This window comes from Treponema sp. JC4 (assembly GCF_000260795.1).
Classification (GTDB): Bacteria; Spirochaetota; Spirochaetia; order Treponematales; family Treponemataceae; genus Treponema_D.
The window spans coordinates 82,897-97,985 of record NZ_AJGU01000001.1 but is presented as its reverse complement, the minus strand read 5'-3'; the positions used below and the strand labels follow the sequence as shown (position 1 = coordinate 97,985).

Sequence of the window (15,089 nt, the reverse complement as noted above, 5' to 3'; positions counted from 1 at the left end):
TCTCAAGAAAATTCTTAACCGGGGTGTTGTTCCTTATAAATCCTTAAGTTATAATCCTTTCTATATTAATATCTAAAATAAGGGCAAAAAAATGGTAACAAATGATAAGGGCATAGTGCACTTTAAGCACAAAATCATGGAAGAGGTTTGCAGACTGGCATGGAAGGGAAAGCTTACTCCTAAAAATAAGGAAAAGCTGGTTTATTCTATGGTGCCGGGACCAAAAAGTGATTACTGCTGTATTTATAAGGAAAGAGAAATTGTAAAGCAGAGAATTAATCTTGCATGTGCAGAATGTCCTACAGACAAGGAGCCTTCTGACTGCGTTGTACAGGTGATTAACGCGGCCTGCGACGACTGTCCTATTTCGGCTTATTCGGTTACTGATAACTGCCGTTTCTGTATGGGTCGTCCATGTTTTAACTCCTGCCATTTCAATGCTATTTCGCCGGCTGAAGTCCGCATGCATATTGATTCGACAAAGTGTAAGGAATGCGGAATGTGTGCCAAGGCCTGCCCTTACGGTGCAATCGTTCATCTGGAACGTCCCTGCAAAAAAGCCTGCCCGGTTGGCGCCATCACCTATGATGAGTACGGATTCTGCCGTATTAATGAAGAAAAATGCGTTCAGTGCGGACACTGTATTCACAGCTGCCCTTTTGGTGCCATTGGTTCAAAAACTTATCTTGTAAATATTATCAATGATATTCTTGCTGGAAAAGAAGTGATTGCCATGTGTGCGCCTGCAACTGAAGGTCAGTTTGGTGAAAAGATTTCTATGGCGGCGGTAAAGAAGGTGCTTCAAAAGCTTGGTTTTGCAGATATGGTTGAAGTAGGCCTTGGCGGTGATATGACTGCGGCTTATGAATCGCTTGAATGGAGCGAGGCACTTAAAGAAGGAAAGAAGATGACAACTTCCTGCTGTCCTGCTTTTATCAACCTTCTTCGCCAGCACTATCCTGATGTTTTTGAAAACAATATGTCTAATACAGTTTCTCCTATGTGTGCGATTTCCCGCTATCTGAAATATACCCACCCTGGCTGTGTAACTGTATTTGTAGGACCTTGTATTGCTAAAAAATCTGAAGCAAATGACCCGACTATTCCTGATAATGCTGATTACGCGGTTACTTACGGTGAGCTTCGTGCTTTGATGCGCTCTAAGGATATTGATTTTGAAGAAGTTACAGATGAATACCAGGAAGCTTCTGTCTGGGGCAAGCGTTTTGCTTCCAGTGGTGGCGTTGCAAATGCCGTTCTTGAATGTATGCAGGAACGCGGCGAGGACGTAAGCAATATTACCCTTTTGAAGTGCGCCGGTGGTGCAGACTGTAAGAAGGCGGTAGCACAGCTTAAGGTTGGCAAGCTGCAGGAAGACTTTGTTGAAGGTATGGTTTGCCCGGGCGGCTGTGTAGGAGGCCCTTCTAAGCACAAGACCGAAACTGAAATTTCCCGCGCACGTGAGTCACTTTTGAGCCGGGCAGACGGCCGCAAGGTTCTGGATAACCTTAAAAATTACCCTATGGATAAATTTTCGATGTATCGCGACGGACGAATGGAAAAATAGAGGCATTATATATGAAATACAACTTAGCAATTTTTGACATGGACGGTACGATTTTAAGTACCCTGGATGATCTTTGCGACAGCACAAATGTAATCCTTAAACGCCACGGATGGCCCCTGCACACTGTAGAAGAAATCCGCTTTATGGTAGGAAACGGGCTTAAAAAGCTGATGGAACGTGCCTGCCCTGCCGGCACTGATGATGCAACCGTTTCTAAAATCCTTGCAGAATTTATTGAATATTATAACGTGCACTGTGCGGATAAAACCCGCCCTTATGACGGCATTCCTGAACTTTTAAGGGAGCTGCGCCAAAAGGGCGTTACAGTTGCCGTAAATACAAATAAGATTCAGTCAGCGGCAGAAGAACTCTGTGACCTTTATTTTAAAGACCTTTTTGACATTATCTGCGGAAACACACCTGACCTTCCTGTAAAACCGGCTCCAAACGGTGTTCATAAAATCATGAAAAACTTTGCCGAAGAGCGCGGCTTACAGGCTGATGAAGTTCATGCCGTTTACATCGGGGATTCTGACGTAGATTATATGACAGGAAAAAATTCCGGCATCGATTTTATCGGCTGCGACTGGGGCTTCCGCGGCGAAGCCTTCCTGCGCGAAAAAGGCGCTACAGTGATAGCTAAAAAACCGGCAGATGTATTGAAGCTGATGATGTAAAAATCTTTTTAAATTTTTCTTGCATTCCTCCAAAAGCGTAGTAAAATTAAAGTATGTGATAGTAATACTATCAATATAATATTTTTACTATCAAGTAAGTAAAGCTAAAAAATTGCTACATCGCAATTTTTCTTAACGCTTTGCTATGGAACATGGCGGGCTCTGACCGGCCCGCCTCCACAGGAGGATTTAATGAAAAAACTGCTAAAAGTTTTTGCGGGAGTTCTTGCAATAGCAACTCTCTGGAGCGCACTCGCAGGCTGTTCAAACATTTTGCTTGACGACGAAGATACTACTGAAGGTTCAGCACGCAGCGCAATTTCAAACACAGTAACTTACACCCAAAGCCCGGAAATCTTTAATCTTGTATGCGAAGGCTACAACGAAGGAACAAAAGGCCCTATTATCATTACAAAGGGTACATTGAAAAGCGGCTGGACTTCAAAAACAGTTTATCTTATTACCCTTTCAGGCACGGACAATGTTGCAAATCAGTCGACAGGTTATGTTACAGACCTTTTGAGCGGTTTCTGCCTCAACAACGCATATCTTGAAAACGTTGTAATCATCGTAAATAAAAATATTCCTAAAAACTCAAATATTATTCTTGCAGGCCACAGCCTTGGCGGAATGATCTGCCAGCAGGTTGCCGCAGACTCAACAATCAAGGCAAACTACAATGTTTTGAATACAGTCTGCTTCGGCTCTCCTCTGCTTGCAGCCGGAAGCCGTGAAGGTGAAACAAAACGTCTTGGAGATACTTCTGACGTAGTTCCATACCTGAGCGGAAGCCTTTTTAATAACACTGCATGGGCAATTCTGGGACTCAACCGCGAAAACGGCGGCTACGGCACAGACCTTCTTGCAGCCCACACAGAAAGTTATGCCCGAACCGATGTCTGGGGCAAATACGATGTTCTTGGTAAAAAATACGGTTCAGCAAAGATTACACTTAATCTGAACACAAAAACTTTCTATAAATCACCAAGCTGGTTGTTCTAACGAGAATTCCTTAGACTGCCGATTTTATTTGCCCTGAGCTTTTCATTCCAGCCATCATTTGCAAAGCGAAGGGCAAATTTTCCGCTTTCTTCATTACAGAATTTTGCATAGACATCATAATCCCCGGAAGCAAGCGAAGAAACATCAACTTTGAAGCTGATTTCTTCCTGTCCGGTAAATAAATTACCATTTCCTTCTATATAATTTTCATTTCCAGTAATTTCAGAGCCGCAGGGAATAAAATAAAATCTTACAGCCTTTTTTCTGTGATAAGGAAGATTTGCAAGCCCTTCATTTTTGAAAGAAAGCTTTATGCCTATCTTTTTTCCACCCTCAAAATAATCAAAAGTAGAAGATGTAATCACATAGCGGTAGCCCATATATTTCAGAAGATATTTGAAAATTGTCTCTCCATTATATGTAAAGGAAGACGAATCCAGTTTTTTCAGATATGTTTCATTCCAGCCAATATTCAAAAAAGAAAGATGAACATTCTTAAGCTGCTCTATTCCATTTTCAAGGCCGTAAGTTCCGATTAGTTCTCCTCCATAAGGAGTGTGATTTGTGTAAGGTTCAAGGAAGGCAATTTCTGCCTGGCGGCCATTATCAGTTACAAAGGTTCCTGAATCTCCTTCATCAGCAAGATAGGCATCGTTATAAATTCCCAGACGGTATAAATCATCACCATAAGAAAAAGTTTTTGACTCTGGAATAGAACTCACATCATAATCTTCACTGTCAGTAAGATAGCAGTAAATGAACTGAGGCTGCCTTACAAGAAGGGGAAGATCACAGCCTTTAAGGCCTTTCATAAATTGTTTCATCACTTCAACAAGATAGCCGCGCGGCTTGCCGTTTTTCGGACTTTCTGCATAAAAAGTTGTGTGCATTTCTCCCCAAGGCCCAAGCATTCCGCACTGAAGGGCAGTAATTACTTCAAGGTGACGTTTTAAAACAGAGCAGATAAGGTCAACCGCATCCAGAATCTTTTGAAAATCCAGAGGTTCACAGGCTTTATAAGATTTTCCATTTTCTGTATAGGAAACAAGCTTATTATTATAGTCCGGATCATAGGCAAAACGGATGACTGTAGTTTTTTCATTTTCCAAAAGCTGGTCTAAAACTTCTTCAAGAGCTTTAAGATGATTTTTTGTAAGCGCAATATCTTTTTCTGACTCGTTTACCCTGCCCGAAAAGGCACTTAAATCAACTTCAAGATTTACAAGATTAAAATGATAGCCAGAACTATAGGAAGAAACATTTTCAACACTATGATTTATTTCATCATATACATCATCAATGTTTGTTATGGCTCCTCTTGTGTCGATTTTAACTTTTACCGCGCTGTAAAAGCCCATGTCAGGATTGAAAAAAATCTGGCCAGAGTCGCCTGCCAGAATCTGAGCTTCAGAATCTGTTACAGCAGGTTCAGAGTCATTTACAGCATCTTCTGAAGCCTTTTTTGATGACTTAATTTCCATTGCACATGCAGAGAAAATGAGAATAGCAGATAAAGAAATGAAGATGATTTTTTTCATATGTGTACCCATAAAAAGATTTTGAATTATAACAAACATTTAATAAAATATGCAACGAAAAAAGATTTTTAGGATAACTTTACGGGGGCTGTCTAATTAGAACTGTCATGCAGAACTTGATTCAGCATCTACAATATATGTAGTGCTAAGATCCCGAAACAAGTTCGGGATGACTTAACCACAGAAACTTATTAGCCAGCCCTTTTTTTCTCTTTATATTTTTAGGATTTCCAGCCATCTGTATTCTTAAGGATTTCAACGCCACCGGCGATTCCAAAAAGTGCACCGCAGATTGCACCGCCAACGGTGGCAGCTCCTACAAAGCCTCCACCAAGAGCTGTCGCGCCTAAGCCTAAAGTACCCAAAGCCATACCCATGATGCTTGTAGACCCTTCTGCAAATACTGCAAGGCCGCCAAGGAAGCCGACTCCAGCACCAAGAGTTCCGGCTGCTAAAGCAACACCGACAACAATTGCGGCACCTATAAGAATTGCCTTCCAGTGATTCTTAAAGAAAGAACCAACTGCGTCAAAAAATCCTCCGCCGGCAACATTTTCAAGTTCTTCCGGGGAAAGTTCTATTTTTCCTTGTTCATACTGCTCTTTTACAGCACTTTCAAGCTGGTCCTGAATAAAGGTCATTGATTCTTCCAGTCTTGAAATTTCAAGATCAGGATACAGTTTATGAATTGCTATCATTGCTTCTTTCTGATCCGCAGCCGATTCTACAATTTCCGTAATTTTTTCGGCATCATATTTTGCACTTGTCTTTTCGATATTTTCATCACTTACACCATTCTTCTTAAGAAGCAGCTTCATTTCTTCGTTTGTCATAACCAACCTCCTTATCTGGAACAGCCGTGTCCTGGCTGTATCTTCTTTTGATTTTGCAAGCTTCATTTGCTTCCATTAAATTATACGATAGATTTATAAAAAGAGATAAAAATCTTAAAATTTAAGATGCCACCATAGCCCGGATTGTAGCGGAGCCGAAGGCTGTGCGCGGGGGCGTAGCCCACGCGTACTGAAACCGCGAAAAGCCGGTCGTAGAAGGCACCGCTTCTGAGTAATACCCAAGAACTTTAGCGAAGCTAAAGTTAAGCAATGGTTCGATACATTCGGAAGTTCGAAGAAAAATTATGACCATTGCCCCCCATTTGTCACACCCCCTTAAATTCTGTATAATCGTACTACTATGGATTTAATCAAGAAACTTGACGAATGCGAAAAACGCTTTGCAGTTGTGAGCGAAGCGGTAATGGATCCGAATCTTGTAAAGGATGCCAAAAAGTACAAGGACACCATGCGCGAACACGGTTATTTGACGGAAGTGTGCGCACTTTATGACGAATACAAGAAGGTCCTCACGGGCATTAAAGATGCTAAAGAAATGATTACTAACGAAGACGATGCCGAAATGAAGGAAATGGCCCGCGAAGAGCTTAAGGAGCTTGAAGACCGTCAGCCAAAACTTGAAGAAGAAATTAAGCTTAAGCTGGTTCCGCCTGATCCGCTTGATGAAAAGAACATTATTCTGGAAATCCGTTCGGCTGCCGGTGGTGACGAGGCTTCGCTTTTTGTGCGCGACCTTTGGGAAATGTACACTCACCTTGCTGAGCGCAAGGGCTGGAAAACTGAAACCATGGAAGCTCAGGAAACTGAGGTCGGCGGTTTTAACAAAATCGTTACTTCTATCAGTGGTAAGTTTGTTTACGGTGCCCTCCGCTGGGAATCCGGCGTTCACCGCGTTCAGCGCGTTCCTCAGACAGAATCGCAGGGCCGCTTGCAGACTTCTACAGCAACTGTAGCCGTTCTGCCTGAAGCCGAAGAAACTGAAATTGAAATTAAACCGGGCGACGTTCGCGTTGACGTTATGCGTGCCGGCGGACCTGGCGGACAGTGTGTAAACACAACCGACTCTGCCGTTCGTCTTACTCATATCCCGACCGGTCTTGTTGTTATTCAGCAGGATGAAAAGTCGCAGATTAAGAACAAGGAAAAGGCCTTCCGCGTTTTGCGTGCCCGCCTTTTTGACCTGGAAGAAAGCAAGAAGCAGGAAGAACGTGCCGCAGCCCGCTCAAGCATGGTTGGTTCTGGTGCCCGTTCCGAAAAAATCCGCACCTACAACTTCCCTCAGGACCGCGTAACTGACCACCGCATCAACCTTTCGCTCCACAACCTCCCTGGCTTTATGATGGGAAACATGGACGAAATGCTCGACGCCCTCAACGTTTACGCAAAGGAAGAGCAGCTGGCAGCGGATATTACAGAACTCTAGGTCGGGGAAAGCCTTCCCCTGCGCCCGCACTTCGTTGCGTGCTACCCCTTCGCCTAGGGGCTTACGCAGCCCCTAAAACCCCGCGAGTTTTCGTTAGAAAACTCGATAGTGAGCGTAGCGAACGTACAACGCACCCCAATATGACAATCCGAGAATACAAGAATCACTTCATTAAAAACGTAAAATCCCCTTCACCAGCCTTAGATGCAGAAATTCTTCTTTCCCATTTTTTAGACTTGAATAAAACACAGATTCTGCTTAAACAAAATGATGCCATCCCGGAAGAAAAGCTTCCCCTCCTGCAGGACGCCCTAACCCGCCGCCAGACAGGGTTACCTGTTGCCTATATTACAAATCATAAGGAATTTTACGGTTACGACTACTTCGTTACACCGGACGTTCTGATTCCAAAACCAGATACAGAGATTCTGGTGGAAAAAGCTATAATATTTCTTGAAGAAAAAATCAGCGCAAATCCAGACCGCATTCTTACAGTCTGCGATATGTGCACAGGAAGCGGCTGCATCGGAATATCAGTATTAAAGGCCTTATTTGAAGAAAAAAAGATTTCACTTGAACGCCTGCCAAAGTTCACGCTGGTAGATATAAGTGCCCCAGCCCTGGAAGTTGCAAGAAAAAATGCAGACAGACTGCTTACCAATGAGAAAGCGTCACCTACCACACCCGCAGTCAGCAAAAGCAAACTCCGAGAACGAATCCGTTTCGTCCAAAGCAATCTTTTTGAAATGCTGCCCTATCAGTTTGATGTAGTTCTTACAAACCCGCCTTACGTTCCGGCTTCACTCACAGAAGAACTTCTTCAAGACGGTCGCAGCGAACCCCGACTTGCCCTTGACGGCGACGTAACAATCACCGGCGATAAATCCGACAGCGACGACGGCCTGGAAATAATAAGAAATCTTATGCCCCAGCTTGGCGAACACGTTGCCCCCGGCGGCTTTTTCCTCATGGAAACCGGCGAATACAACATGCGCGGCGCAGAAAACTTAGCTTACCGCGCCGGCTTCCGCAATTCACAGGTCTTTGAAGATCTGGAGGGGCAGGAAAGGGTGTTATATGGGGAGAAATAAATCCCCTATTCTATCTCCGCACACCTTGTAAAAAACAAGGAAATTCCTTCCTTAGGAAATTTTTTCTTTACCTCTGCTATCACCGCATAAATTTTACGAGCATCCTCAGCATCCACATAGGCATACAAAATGAAATTCTGCTCTGGCCAGGCGGCAGAACCCATTTTACGGGTTTTGAGGCCTTTGCCGTGAACGTCGTTTAGAATTGTGTACTGGATGTCGGGGATATTTTCTTCAAGGCGCTCGATGATGTCGTCTTCCACCGACTGATTGCTTATAATTTCTGCGCGATATTCTGCTATAAGTTCCATAATTATTTACCCTCCACGGCTACAGTTTCTTTATTAGCCTTACTCTTGCGTCCATTCTTTTTTCTCATTACTAAGCTGTACAATACCGGAATTACCAGCAGGGTGATGAAGGTACTACTTGTAAGTCCGCCGACAACGGCAATACCAATCGGCTGAACCATCATGGACTGGCCTTCGCTGGCAAAGCACATTGGAAGCATACCAAGAATTGTTGTCAGGGTTGTCATCAAAACGGGGCGGAAGCGGCTCTTTCCTGCCTGATAGCAGGCTTCCTTCAAAGACACACCACGCTCACGAAGCATACCTGTGTAGTCAACAAGGATGATACCGTTGTTTACTACGATTCCGACCAGCATAATCAAACCGACCATAGACATAATCGAAAGGGCCTGGCCGATAATCTTATAAATAAAGACAACACCGATAATCATAAATGGAATTGTTGCAAGATTTATCAGCGGAGCCTTAAAGCTTTCGTAGGTTGCCGCCATAACGCCGAATACAAGGATAATGGCCATGGCGATAATCTTGAAGTAGAGTCTCATCTGCTCGGTTGTATCTTTCCAGGAACCTTCATAGCTTACGGTAACGCTTTCAGGAATGATGAAGGTTTCGTTGATTTTATCCTTAATCATATTTTCTACGACGTTGGCGTTTGTAGTCGTAAGGATATCAGCCTTAACGTGGATGATTCGGGTCTGACTTTCACGGGCAATGGAAACCGGGCCTACACCTTTTTTCAGGCTGGCAAAGTTTGCAACGCTGACCTTTCCGTTAGTTCCCTTTACGAAAATCGATTCAAGGTCGTCCATTGTCTTGCGGTCTTCCGGCCGGTAAGAAACTACGACGTTATAATCCTTTCCGTTATTGCGGAAAACGCAGGCAGTAGTTCCGTTGATGGCGTAGTTGATTTCCTTGGCAACGGTAGTAACGTCAACTCCAAAAGAATATGCACGCTGGCGGTCAATTACGATTTCTACCTGAGGAAGTCCCCGGCTCATACTGATGCTGGACTCTCCGGTATCTCCAAGGTTATCGATAATATCACCGATTTTTTCTGCAACATCCATTGCCTTGTCCAAGTCATCCGAGCGGATTGCAATATCAATATCACTTCCCATCATCTGACCGCGGAAACCCTGACCAAAGGTAAAAGTTGCCCCGGAAAATTCTGCAAAGTGGGAACGCAGCTTCTGCTGAATTGTTGCGGCATTATCAATCTGCCTGCTTGTTTCCGGCAGGGAGATTTCGATGGAACCGGTATTTGTGGCAGAGTTTCTTCCGCTGGCACCAATTGTCGTCGTAATATTTTTATAACCCTTTACCTCATTTTTGATGATATCTTCAAAGCTTAAAAGCACTTTTCCGGTTTCATCAAGAGGAGTTCCCACAGGCATTGTGAGTTTAAGGGTAACTGAATCATCACTTCCCGAAGGCATCATATTAATCTGCATTGTCGGGATGATTGCAAAAGAAATGAAAAGCACGCAGACAGCCACAACAAGAGTTACAAGACGGTTGTTGAGCGAAAGCTTCAGAAGTTTTCCGTACCATTCAGTAAGTTTATTCATTCCCCCCTGAAAGAGGCCGTAAAGCCGTTTCAAAACAGGATTTCTTACAGGCTTTTCAGTTCGGTTAGAAAGTGGCAGAAACTTTCCGGCAAGAACCGGAACCAGGAAAATCGCAACAAGAAGAGATGAAACAAGGGCAATTACTATTGTAAAAATCAGTCCCTTGAACATCTGTCCCATCATTCCAAGATCAGAAATAAAGAAGATAAATGGAATGAAAACGCAGATTGTCGTAAGGTTACCGGAAATTACCGACATCAGCATTTCCTGGCTTCCAAGGATTGCCGCAACCTTAGGCTTAGTTCCCCGCTGGCGGTAGGCGTAAATATTATCAATCATAACGATTGAAGCATCTACAATCATACCGACACCCAAAATCAAACCTGTCAAAGTCATCATATTCAGGGTGATTCCAAGGTTACTCATTGCAAAAAGGGTGATAACGATGGAAAGAGGAATGGAAATTGAAATTATGATTGTACTCTTGAAGTTCTGCAAAAAGATAAAGAGAATCAGAACGGCAAGTAAAAGTCCCTGCCAGGCTGACTGAATCAGAGTGTTGATTGTCTCGCGGATTGAGTCGGTTGTATCCCATACGATTTCAAGGGCAATGTCAGCAGGAAGCTGATTAGAAAGCTCTGACATTTTTTTATAAACGTTGTTGGCAACGGTAACGGAGTTAGAACCCGAAACCTTTGTTACGCTGATATAAACACCACGCTCTCCGTTGATGTAGGATTCCGAGCTGGCATCCGCATAGCCCAGAGTCGCAGTTCCGATATCACGCAGTTTTACCGAATAACCGTTTATAGTAGAAATTACAGTGTCATTGATTTCATCAACCGAAGAATACTGACCTGTTGTACGTACAATATAGTTTTTGTGACCTTCCTGAACCTTACCACCGCCAAGTTCAAGATTCTGCTTGGCAAGGGCACTTACAACCGTCGGAATTGTGTAGCCGTAAGCGGCAAGGCGGTTCTGGTCAAGCTCAACATTTACCTGCTTTGCGCGGCCACCACGAACACTGGCTTCTGCAACGCCGTCTGCCTGTTCAAGAATATCGGTAATATTGTCTTCAGCAATCTGCTTAATGTCGTCTACCGAGCGGTTACCGCGCACAAGAATACGCATAATCGGCATGGAATCGCTTGAAAAGCGCATGATGCTTGGAGTTCCCGCGTTATCCGGCAGGGAGTTTGTAATTCGGCTCAGTTTATCGCGGATGTTATTTACCGCCGCTTCCATATCAGTCCCATAATTAAACTCCATCTGAACCATAGAAGAAGATTCTGACGATGTCGAACTGATTTTTTTTACGCCGTTTACACTGACAACGGCATTTTCAATCACTTTTGTAACTGTCTGTTCAACTGATTCCGGTCCCGCGTTCTGATAGGTTGTCATAATCATAACGTAGGGGTTATCAACATCCGGCATAAGGGCAATGGCTATCTTACTGAAGGTAAAAGCGCCCAGGATGCCCAAAAGTGCAAAGGTAATGAGCACCAGAATCGGGTGCTCCATGGTTTTACGGCTTAAACTCATTGAGGCTTGCCTCCCTTTTTAGGGGCATCTTTTGGAGCGCCTTCAGGTGGATTTTCCATATTTTCAGGCTTACTCTCAAGTACAGAAGTTGCACCATTCGTAATGTCTTTAATCTTTCCACCGTCAGCCAGAGTAAGCATACCTTCAACTACAACTTTTTCGCCTTCGTTTACACCGCTCAAAATCTGATAGTAGCTGGCAACGTTTTTGCCAAGAGATACCTCACGCTTTTGAACTGTCTCGCCGTCAGTCGTAACATAGAGATAGTATTTATCATTCGAATTAACAAGGGCATCCTGCTGAATTGCAATCTGACCTTCATAATCAACAGTGTAGAGTTTTACCTTTGCAAACATTCCCGCATTCAGGCGGTCATCCTTCTGGTCAAAATGAAGGACAATTTCCTTTGTTCGGGTAGCGGCATCAACAACAGGAGAAATGCGGACAACAGTCGCTGTAAAAAGAACACCGGCATAAGCTTCAAAAGTAACTTCGGCTTTAAGTCCCAGCCTGATGTCACCGATGTAGCGCTCAGGAACGTAGGCAGTAATCTGAAGGTTTGCAATATCACCGATTTTTGTAATGACAGAGCTTGTAGAAACGGTCTGTCCTGACTTCATAGGAGTTGAAATAATACTTCCGCTGATTGGAGCGGTAACCGGAGACTTAGCGTAATAGCTTCCCGGCTCAGAAGGGTCAACGTAAGCAATAACATCACCAGCCTTTACCTGCGAGCCCAGAGACACTAAGGTCTGAACAACCTTACCGCCGATTGAAGGGAAAACTTCAATAGAACTCTGGGTTTCTACATCGCCGTTGGTAAGAATATAGTCGTGAAGGGTGGTCTTTTCGGCTACAACAGTTTTTACAGAAGTAACAGTATCACCTGCGCCTCCCCACATTCCCTTACCTGGCTTTCCGCCGCGACCGCCTTTTTTGGCTTTATTAGTCGCATTAATAAGGAAAATTGCAAGGATTGTAGCGAGAATTACCGCCGCAACGATGATGATTGTCTTACCTTTTTTGTCTGCCATTTTTTCATCCTATATATGAATTAATTATTTGCATTAGAAAAAGTTCCGAAAGAAACTCCCAGAGTGCTTTCAAGTTCCAGAACATTTGAAATCAGGGTAAACTCCTGCTGCTGGAGAGAAGTTTTTGCCGTCAAAAGATTATCTTCTGCCTTCTGTAATGTCAACAAATCCTTTGATCCGTTGTTGTAGGCAATACGGGTCATATCATAAGAACGCTGCATAAGGTTTACGTTTTTTTCCAAAGTTTCCAGCTGGCTCTGAGCCTGAAGAATTGTGTTGTAGCTGTTGCGGACATTGATTTCCGCACTTGTCTTTTCATCTTCCAGCTGGAGTTTAAGTTCTTCAAGCGATTCTTTCTGGCTTGCAACGCTGAGGGCGCCTGTTGACCAGGGAAGATAGCCGTCTAAAGGAATCTTAACACCAAGTGAAAGCTGATTTGTAGTAGAAAGATCATCAACATTTTTTGTCTTTGTTTTTCCGTAAGTGTAAGAGGCTGTAAGGCTTGGCCCATAAGCCGAAAATCTTGTAGAAAGAAGACTAGCCTTTGCAGAATCCACTGAGTTCTGGGCAGATTTTACTGAAGGAAGATCTTCAATATCACTGTGAAGAATTTCTTCCGAAAGCTTTATGTTCTGCACTACATCATCAAGGTCGCCGTCAAGTTCAATATTGATTGAAAGCCCGATTCCCAGAACCCGCTTAAAGCTTGCAATATCGTTGGTGTAGGTATTTTTAAGCGAAGTGATTGTAGGCTTTTTGCTTTCAACATTGTACTGAGAGTTGAGCAAATCAAGTTCAGAAAGCTGACCACGGTTGTACTTTGCAAGGTTTGAATCATAAGTCTGCTGGGCAGTTTCAAGGCTGCGTTCCTGTGCAGTCAAATTTTCCTTCTGATAGAGAATATTATAGAAGGATTTTCGCACATTCAATTCTACGCTTCTTTTTGTTTCTTCATAAGAAAGCTCGCCTGCATCATAAGCAAGAAGAGCAGATTTAATGGAAGAAAAAATTGAAGGTGAAAGGGAAATTGAAGCCGAGCCGGAGATTCCCGTAGAATAAGAATCCTTTTCTAAATCATCATTAAAGGAACCAGAAACTGTGAGAGTCGGGCTGATTGCATTCCAGGAAGAATTCTTAGCCCGTTTTTTCAGATTAAGGGCAAGCTCACTTTTCTTTACAGAAACATTGTTTTCAAGGGCAAGTTTTACAGCATCCTCAACAGTAAGTTTTAAAACCGCAGCATTATCATTTTCCTGACAAAAAAGTCCTGCGCACATACAAAAAAGCAGAACTGGTATAATTATTTTCTTAGTCATAGTTTAATCCTCATCTATAATTATAACAAAGAAATGATACTAAATAGTACGTAAATTTAATAGAAAGTTTTGTTATTACAAAGATAAGATTTTTCAGATTGTTTTCTTTTTCGTCTTATGATATTTTTAAAATGGTGGGAAAATATGGAATCAGCAGAAATTTTTCGTTCTGATATTAATGATAAAGAAGCACTTCTAAAAGAATTTTTATCTCAATACGACTATTTCAACGACGAAGACAGAGAACGCATTTCAAAAGCCTGGTATTTTATGACCGAAAAATGCGGCGACAAAAAACGAAGCTGCGGAACTCCCTATTACCTTCATCCGCTAAGACTGGCAAAAGTTCTGGCAGACAGCAAGCTTGATGCAGACGCAGTAATCACAGGTATTTTACATACAATCCGCGATTTTGGAGTAAGCCCGGAAGAGATAGGAAAAACTTTCGGAGAACAGATTGAAAAGCTTTTGCAGGGCACAAACAAAATCATGTACCTGCCTATTAACTCAAAAACCCTGCGCCAGGCTGATGCAATCCGCAAGATGATTTTTGCAATGGTTGACGACGTAAGAATCATTCTTGTAAAAATTGCAGACCGTCTGGACCGAATCCGCAATATCAAATCTCTTGAACCTGAGCGCCAGCGTATTCTTGCAGAAGAAATCATCGATATCTGGGCACCGCTTGCAGACCGCCTTGGTATGCAGACTGCAAAAAACGAGTTCGAGGACTTGAGCCTTCGCTACACAAATCCAAAGGCCTATAATCAGATTGAAGCAATTGTTGCCCAGTCAAAGGAAGAACGCGCCGAGTTCCTTAATTCAGCAGTAAAAAAGATTCAGCAGAAGGCAGAAAAAGCCGGAATCAGCGTTACAATTACAAGCCGGGCAAAGCACTTTTATTCGATTTACCAGAAAATGCGAAAGCGAAACAAAAGTGCAAGCGAACTTTACGACCTGCTTGCCCTCCGCATACTCTGTAATTCAAATGCTGAATGTTATCAGCTTGTGGGAATTGTTCACAGTCTCTGGCTGCCTATGGACGGTCGTTTTAAAGACTACATTGCAGTTCCAAAAGCCAACGGCTACCAGTCCCTTCATACAACTGTAATCTGTGAAGGAAAGCCTCTTGAAATCCAGATCCGTACTTACGAAAT

General features: G+C 43.2%; 11 protein-coding genes and 1 pseudogene. 6 read left to right on the top strand and 6 right to left on the bottom strand.

Annotated elements, in window-relative coordinates; genetic code table 11:
- Positions 1-91 precede the first annotated feature (91 nt).
- The 3 genes from MSI_RS00445 (at position 92) to MSI_RS00435 (ending at position 3,246) form a co-directional block, all read left to right on the top strand.
- The gene (locus MSI_RS00445; RefSeq protein WP_009102488.1) at positions 92-1,567 is read left to right on the top strand and encodes a 4Fe-4S dicluster domain-containing protein; all 1,476 of its coding nucleotides are present in this window, start codon (positions 92-94) and stop codon (positions 1,565-1,567) included.
- A gap of 11 nt (positions 1,568-1,578) precedes the next feature.
- Positions 1,579-2,244 carry an HAD family hydrolase gene (locus tag MSI_RS00440; protein ID WP_009102486.1) on the top strand — a complete coding sequence of 222 codons (666 nt, stop codon included), beginning with the start codon at positions 1,579-1,581 and terminating at the stop codon, positions 2,242-2,244.
- 192 nt (positions 2,245-2,436) lie between these two features.
- A complete protein-coding gene (locus tag MSI_RS00435; protein ID WP_009102483.1) occupies positions 2,437-3,246 on the top strand; it encodes a PGAP1-like protein in 810 nt (269 codons plus the stop codon).
- Here the strand turns inward: MSI_RS00435 and MSI_RS00430 are convergent.
- On the bottom strand, positions 3,243-4,784 hold the full coding sequence (locus tag MSI_RS00430) for a DUF4832 domain-containing protein (protein WP_039923795.1): 1,542 nt from the start codon (positions 4,782-4,784) through the stop codon (positions 3,243-3,245). The genes MSI_RS00435 and MSI_RS00430 overlap by 4 nt on opposite strands.
- Positions 4,785-5,005: 221 nt before the next feature.
- Entirely contained in the window at positions 5,006-5,617 is a 612-nt protein-coding gene (locus MSI_RS00425) for a hypothetical protein (RefSeq protein ID WP_009102479.1), read from the bottom strand.
- 361 nt (positions 5,618-5,978) lie between these two features.
- Here MSI_RS00425 and prfA point away from each other — a divergent pair, with 361 nt between their 5' ends.
- Together prfA and prmC are read left to right on the top strand one after the other, a co-directional pair.
- Positions 5,979-7,061, top strand: a complete 1,083-nt coding sequence (gene prfA, locus MSI_RS00420) for a peptide chain release factor 1 (protein ID WP_009102477.1) — start codon at positions 5,979-5,981, stop codon at positions 7,059-7,061.
- 140 nt (positions 7,062-7,201) lie between these two features.
- Positions 7,202-8,152 (top strand): peptide chain release factor N(5)-glutamine methyltransferase, encoded by a 951-nt coding sequence (gene prmC, locus MSI_RS00415; RefSeq protein WP_009102473.1) that lies wholly within the window; start codon positions 7,202-7,204, stop codon positions 8,150-8,152.
- A 5-nt stretch (positions 8,153-8,157) separates the two neighbouring features.
- Here the strand turns inward: prmC and MSI_RS00410 are convergent, their stop codons facing one another.
- The 4 genes from MSI_RS00410 to MSI_RS00395 are packed head-to-tail and all read right to left on the bottom strand — an operon-like array spanning position 8,158 to position 13,932.
- Positions 8,158-8,463, bottom strand: coding sequence for a PG0541 family transporter-associated protein (locus MSI_RS00410; protein WP_009102471.1), 306 nt, complete (start codon positions 8,461-8,463; stop codon positions 8,158-8,160).
- Positions 8,464-8,465: 2 nt separating this feature from the next.
- The gene (locus MSI_RS00405; RefSeq protein WP_009102468.1) at positions 8,466-11,582 is read right to left on the bottom strand and encodes an efflux RND transporter permease subunit; all 3,117 of its coding nucleotides are present in this window, start codon (positions 11,580-11,582) and stop codon (positions 8,466-8,468) included.
- Positions 11,579-12,616 (bottom strand): efflux RND transporter periplasmic adaptor subunit, encoded by a 1,038-nt coding sequence (locus MSI_RS00400; protein WP_009102466.1) that lies wholly within the window; start codon positions 12,614-12,616, stop codon positions 11,579-11,581. The genes MSI_RS00405 and MSI_RS00400 overlap by 4 nt, the downstream gene beginning before the upstream one ends.
- A 20-nt stretch (positions 12,617-12,636) precedes the next feature.
- Positions 12,637-13,932, bottom strand: coding sequence for a TolC family protein (locus MSI_RS00395; RefSeq protein WP_009102464.1), 1,296 nt, complete (start codon positions 13,930-13,932; stop codon positions 12,637-12,639).
- Between the two features lie 117 nt (positions 13,933-14,049).
- Between MSI_RS00395 and MSI_RS14950 the strand changes: the two are divergent.
- Positions 14,050-15,084: pseudogene (locus tag MSI_RS14950) on the top strand (HD domain-containing protein); the annotation flags it as partial.
- Positions 15,085-15,089: the final 5 nt, after the last annotated feature.

Bases quoted from the DNA above. Each gene is read 5' to 3' on its own strand.
- MSI_RS00445 (WP_009102488.1), top strand. From the start codon at position 92: ATGGTAACAAATGATAAGGGCATAGTGCACTTTAAGCACAAAATCATG.
- MSI_RS00440 (WP_009102486.1), top strand. From the start codon at position 1,579: ATGAAATACAACTTAGCAATTTTTGACATGGACGGTACGATTTTAAGT.
- MSI_RS00435 (WP_009102483.1), top strand. From the start codon at position 2,437: ATGAAAAAACTGCTAAAAGTTTTTGCGGGAGTTCTTGCAATAGCAACT.
- MSI_RS00430 (WP_039923795.1), bottom strand. From the start codon at position 4,784: ATGAAAAAAATCATCTTCATTTCTTTATCTGCTATTCTCATTTTCTCT.
- MSI_RS00425 (WP_009102479.1), bottom strand. From the start codon at position 5,617: ATGACAAACGAAGAAATGAAGCTGCTTCTTAAGAAGAATGGTGTAAGT.
- prfA (WP_009102477.1), top strand. From the start codon at position 5,979: ATGGATTTAATCAAGAAACTTGACGAATGCGAAAAACGCTTTGCAGTT.
- prmC (WP_009102473.1), top strand. From the start codon at position 7,202: ATGACAATCCGAGAATACAAGAATCACTTCATTAAAAACGTAAAATCC.
- MSI_RS00410 (WP_009102471.1), bottom strand. From the start codon at position 8,463: ATGGAACTTATAGCAGAATATCGCGCAGAAATTATAAGCAATCAGTCG.
- MSI_RS00405 (WP_009102468.1), bottom strand. From the start codon at position 11,582: ATGAGTTTAAGCCGTAAAACCATGGAGCACCCGATTCTGGTGCTCATT.
- MSI_RS00400 (WP_009102466.1), bottom strand. From the start codon at position 12,616: ATGGCAGACAAAAAAGGTAAGACAATCATCATCGTTGCGGCGGTAATT.
- MSI_RS00395 (WP_009102464.1), bottom strand. From the start codon at position 13,932: ATGACTAAGAAAATAATTATACCAGTTCTGCTTTTTTGTATGTGCGCA.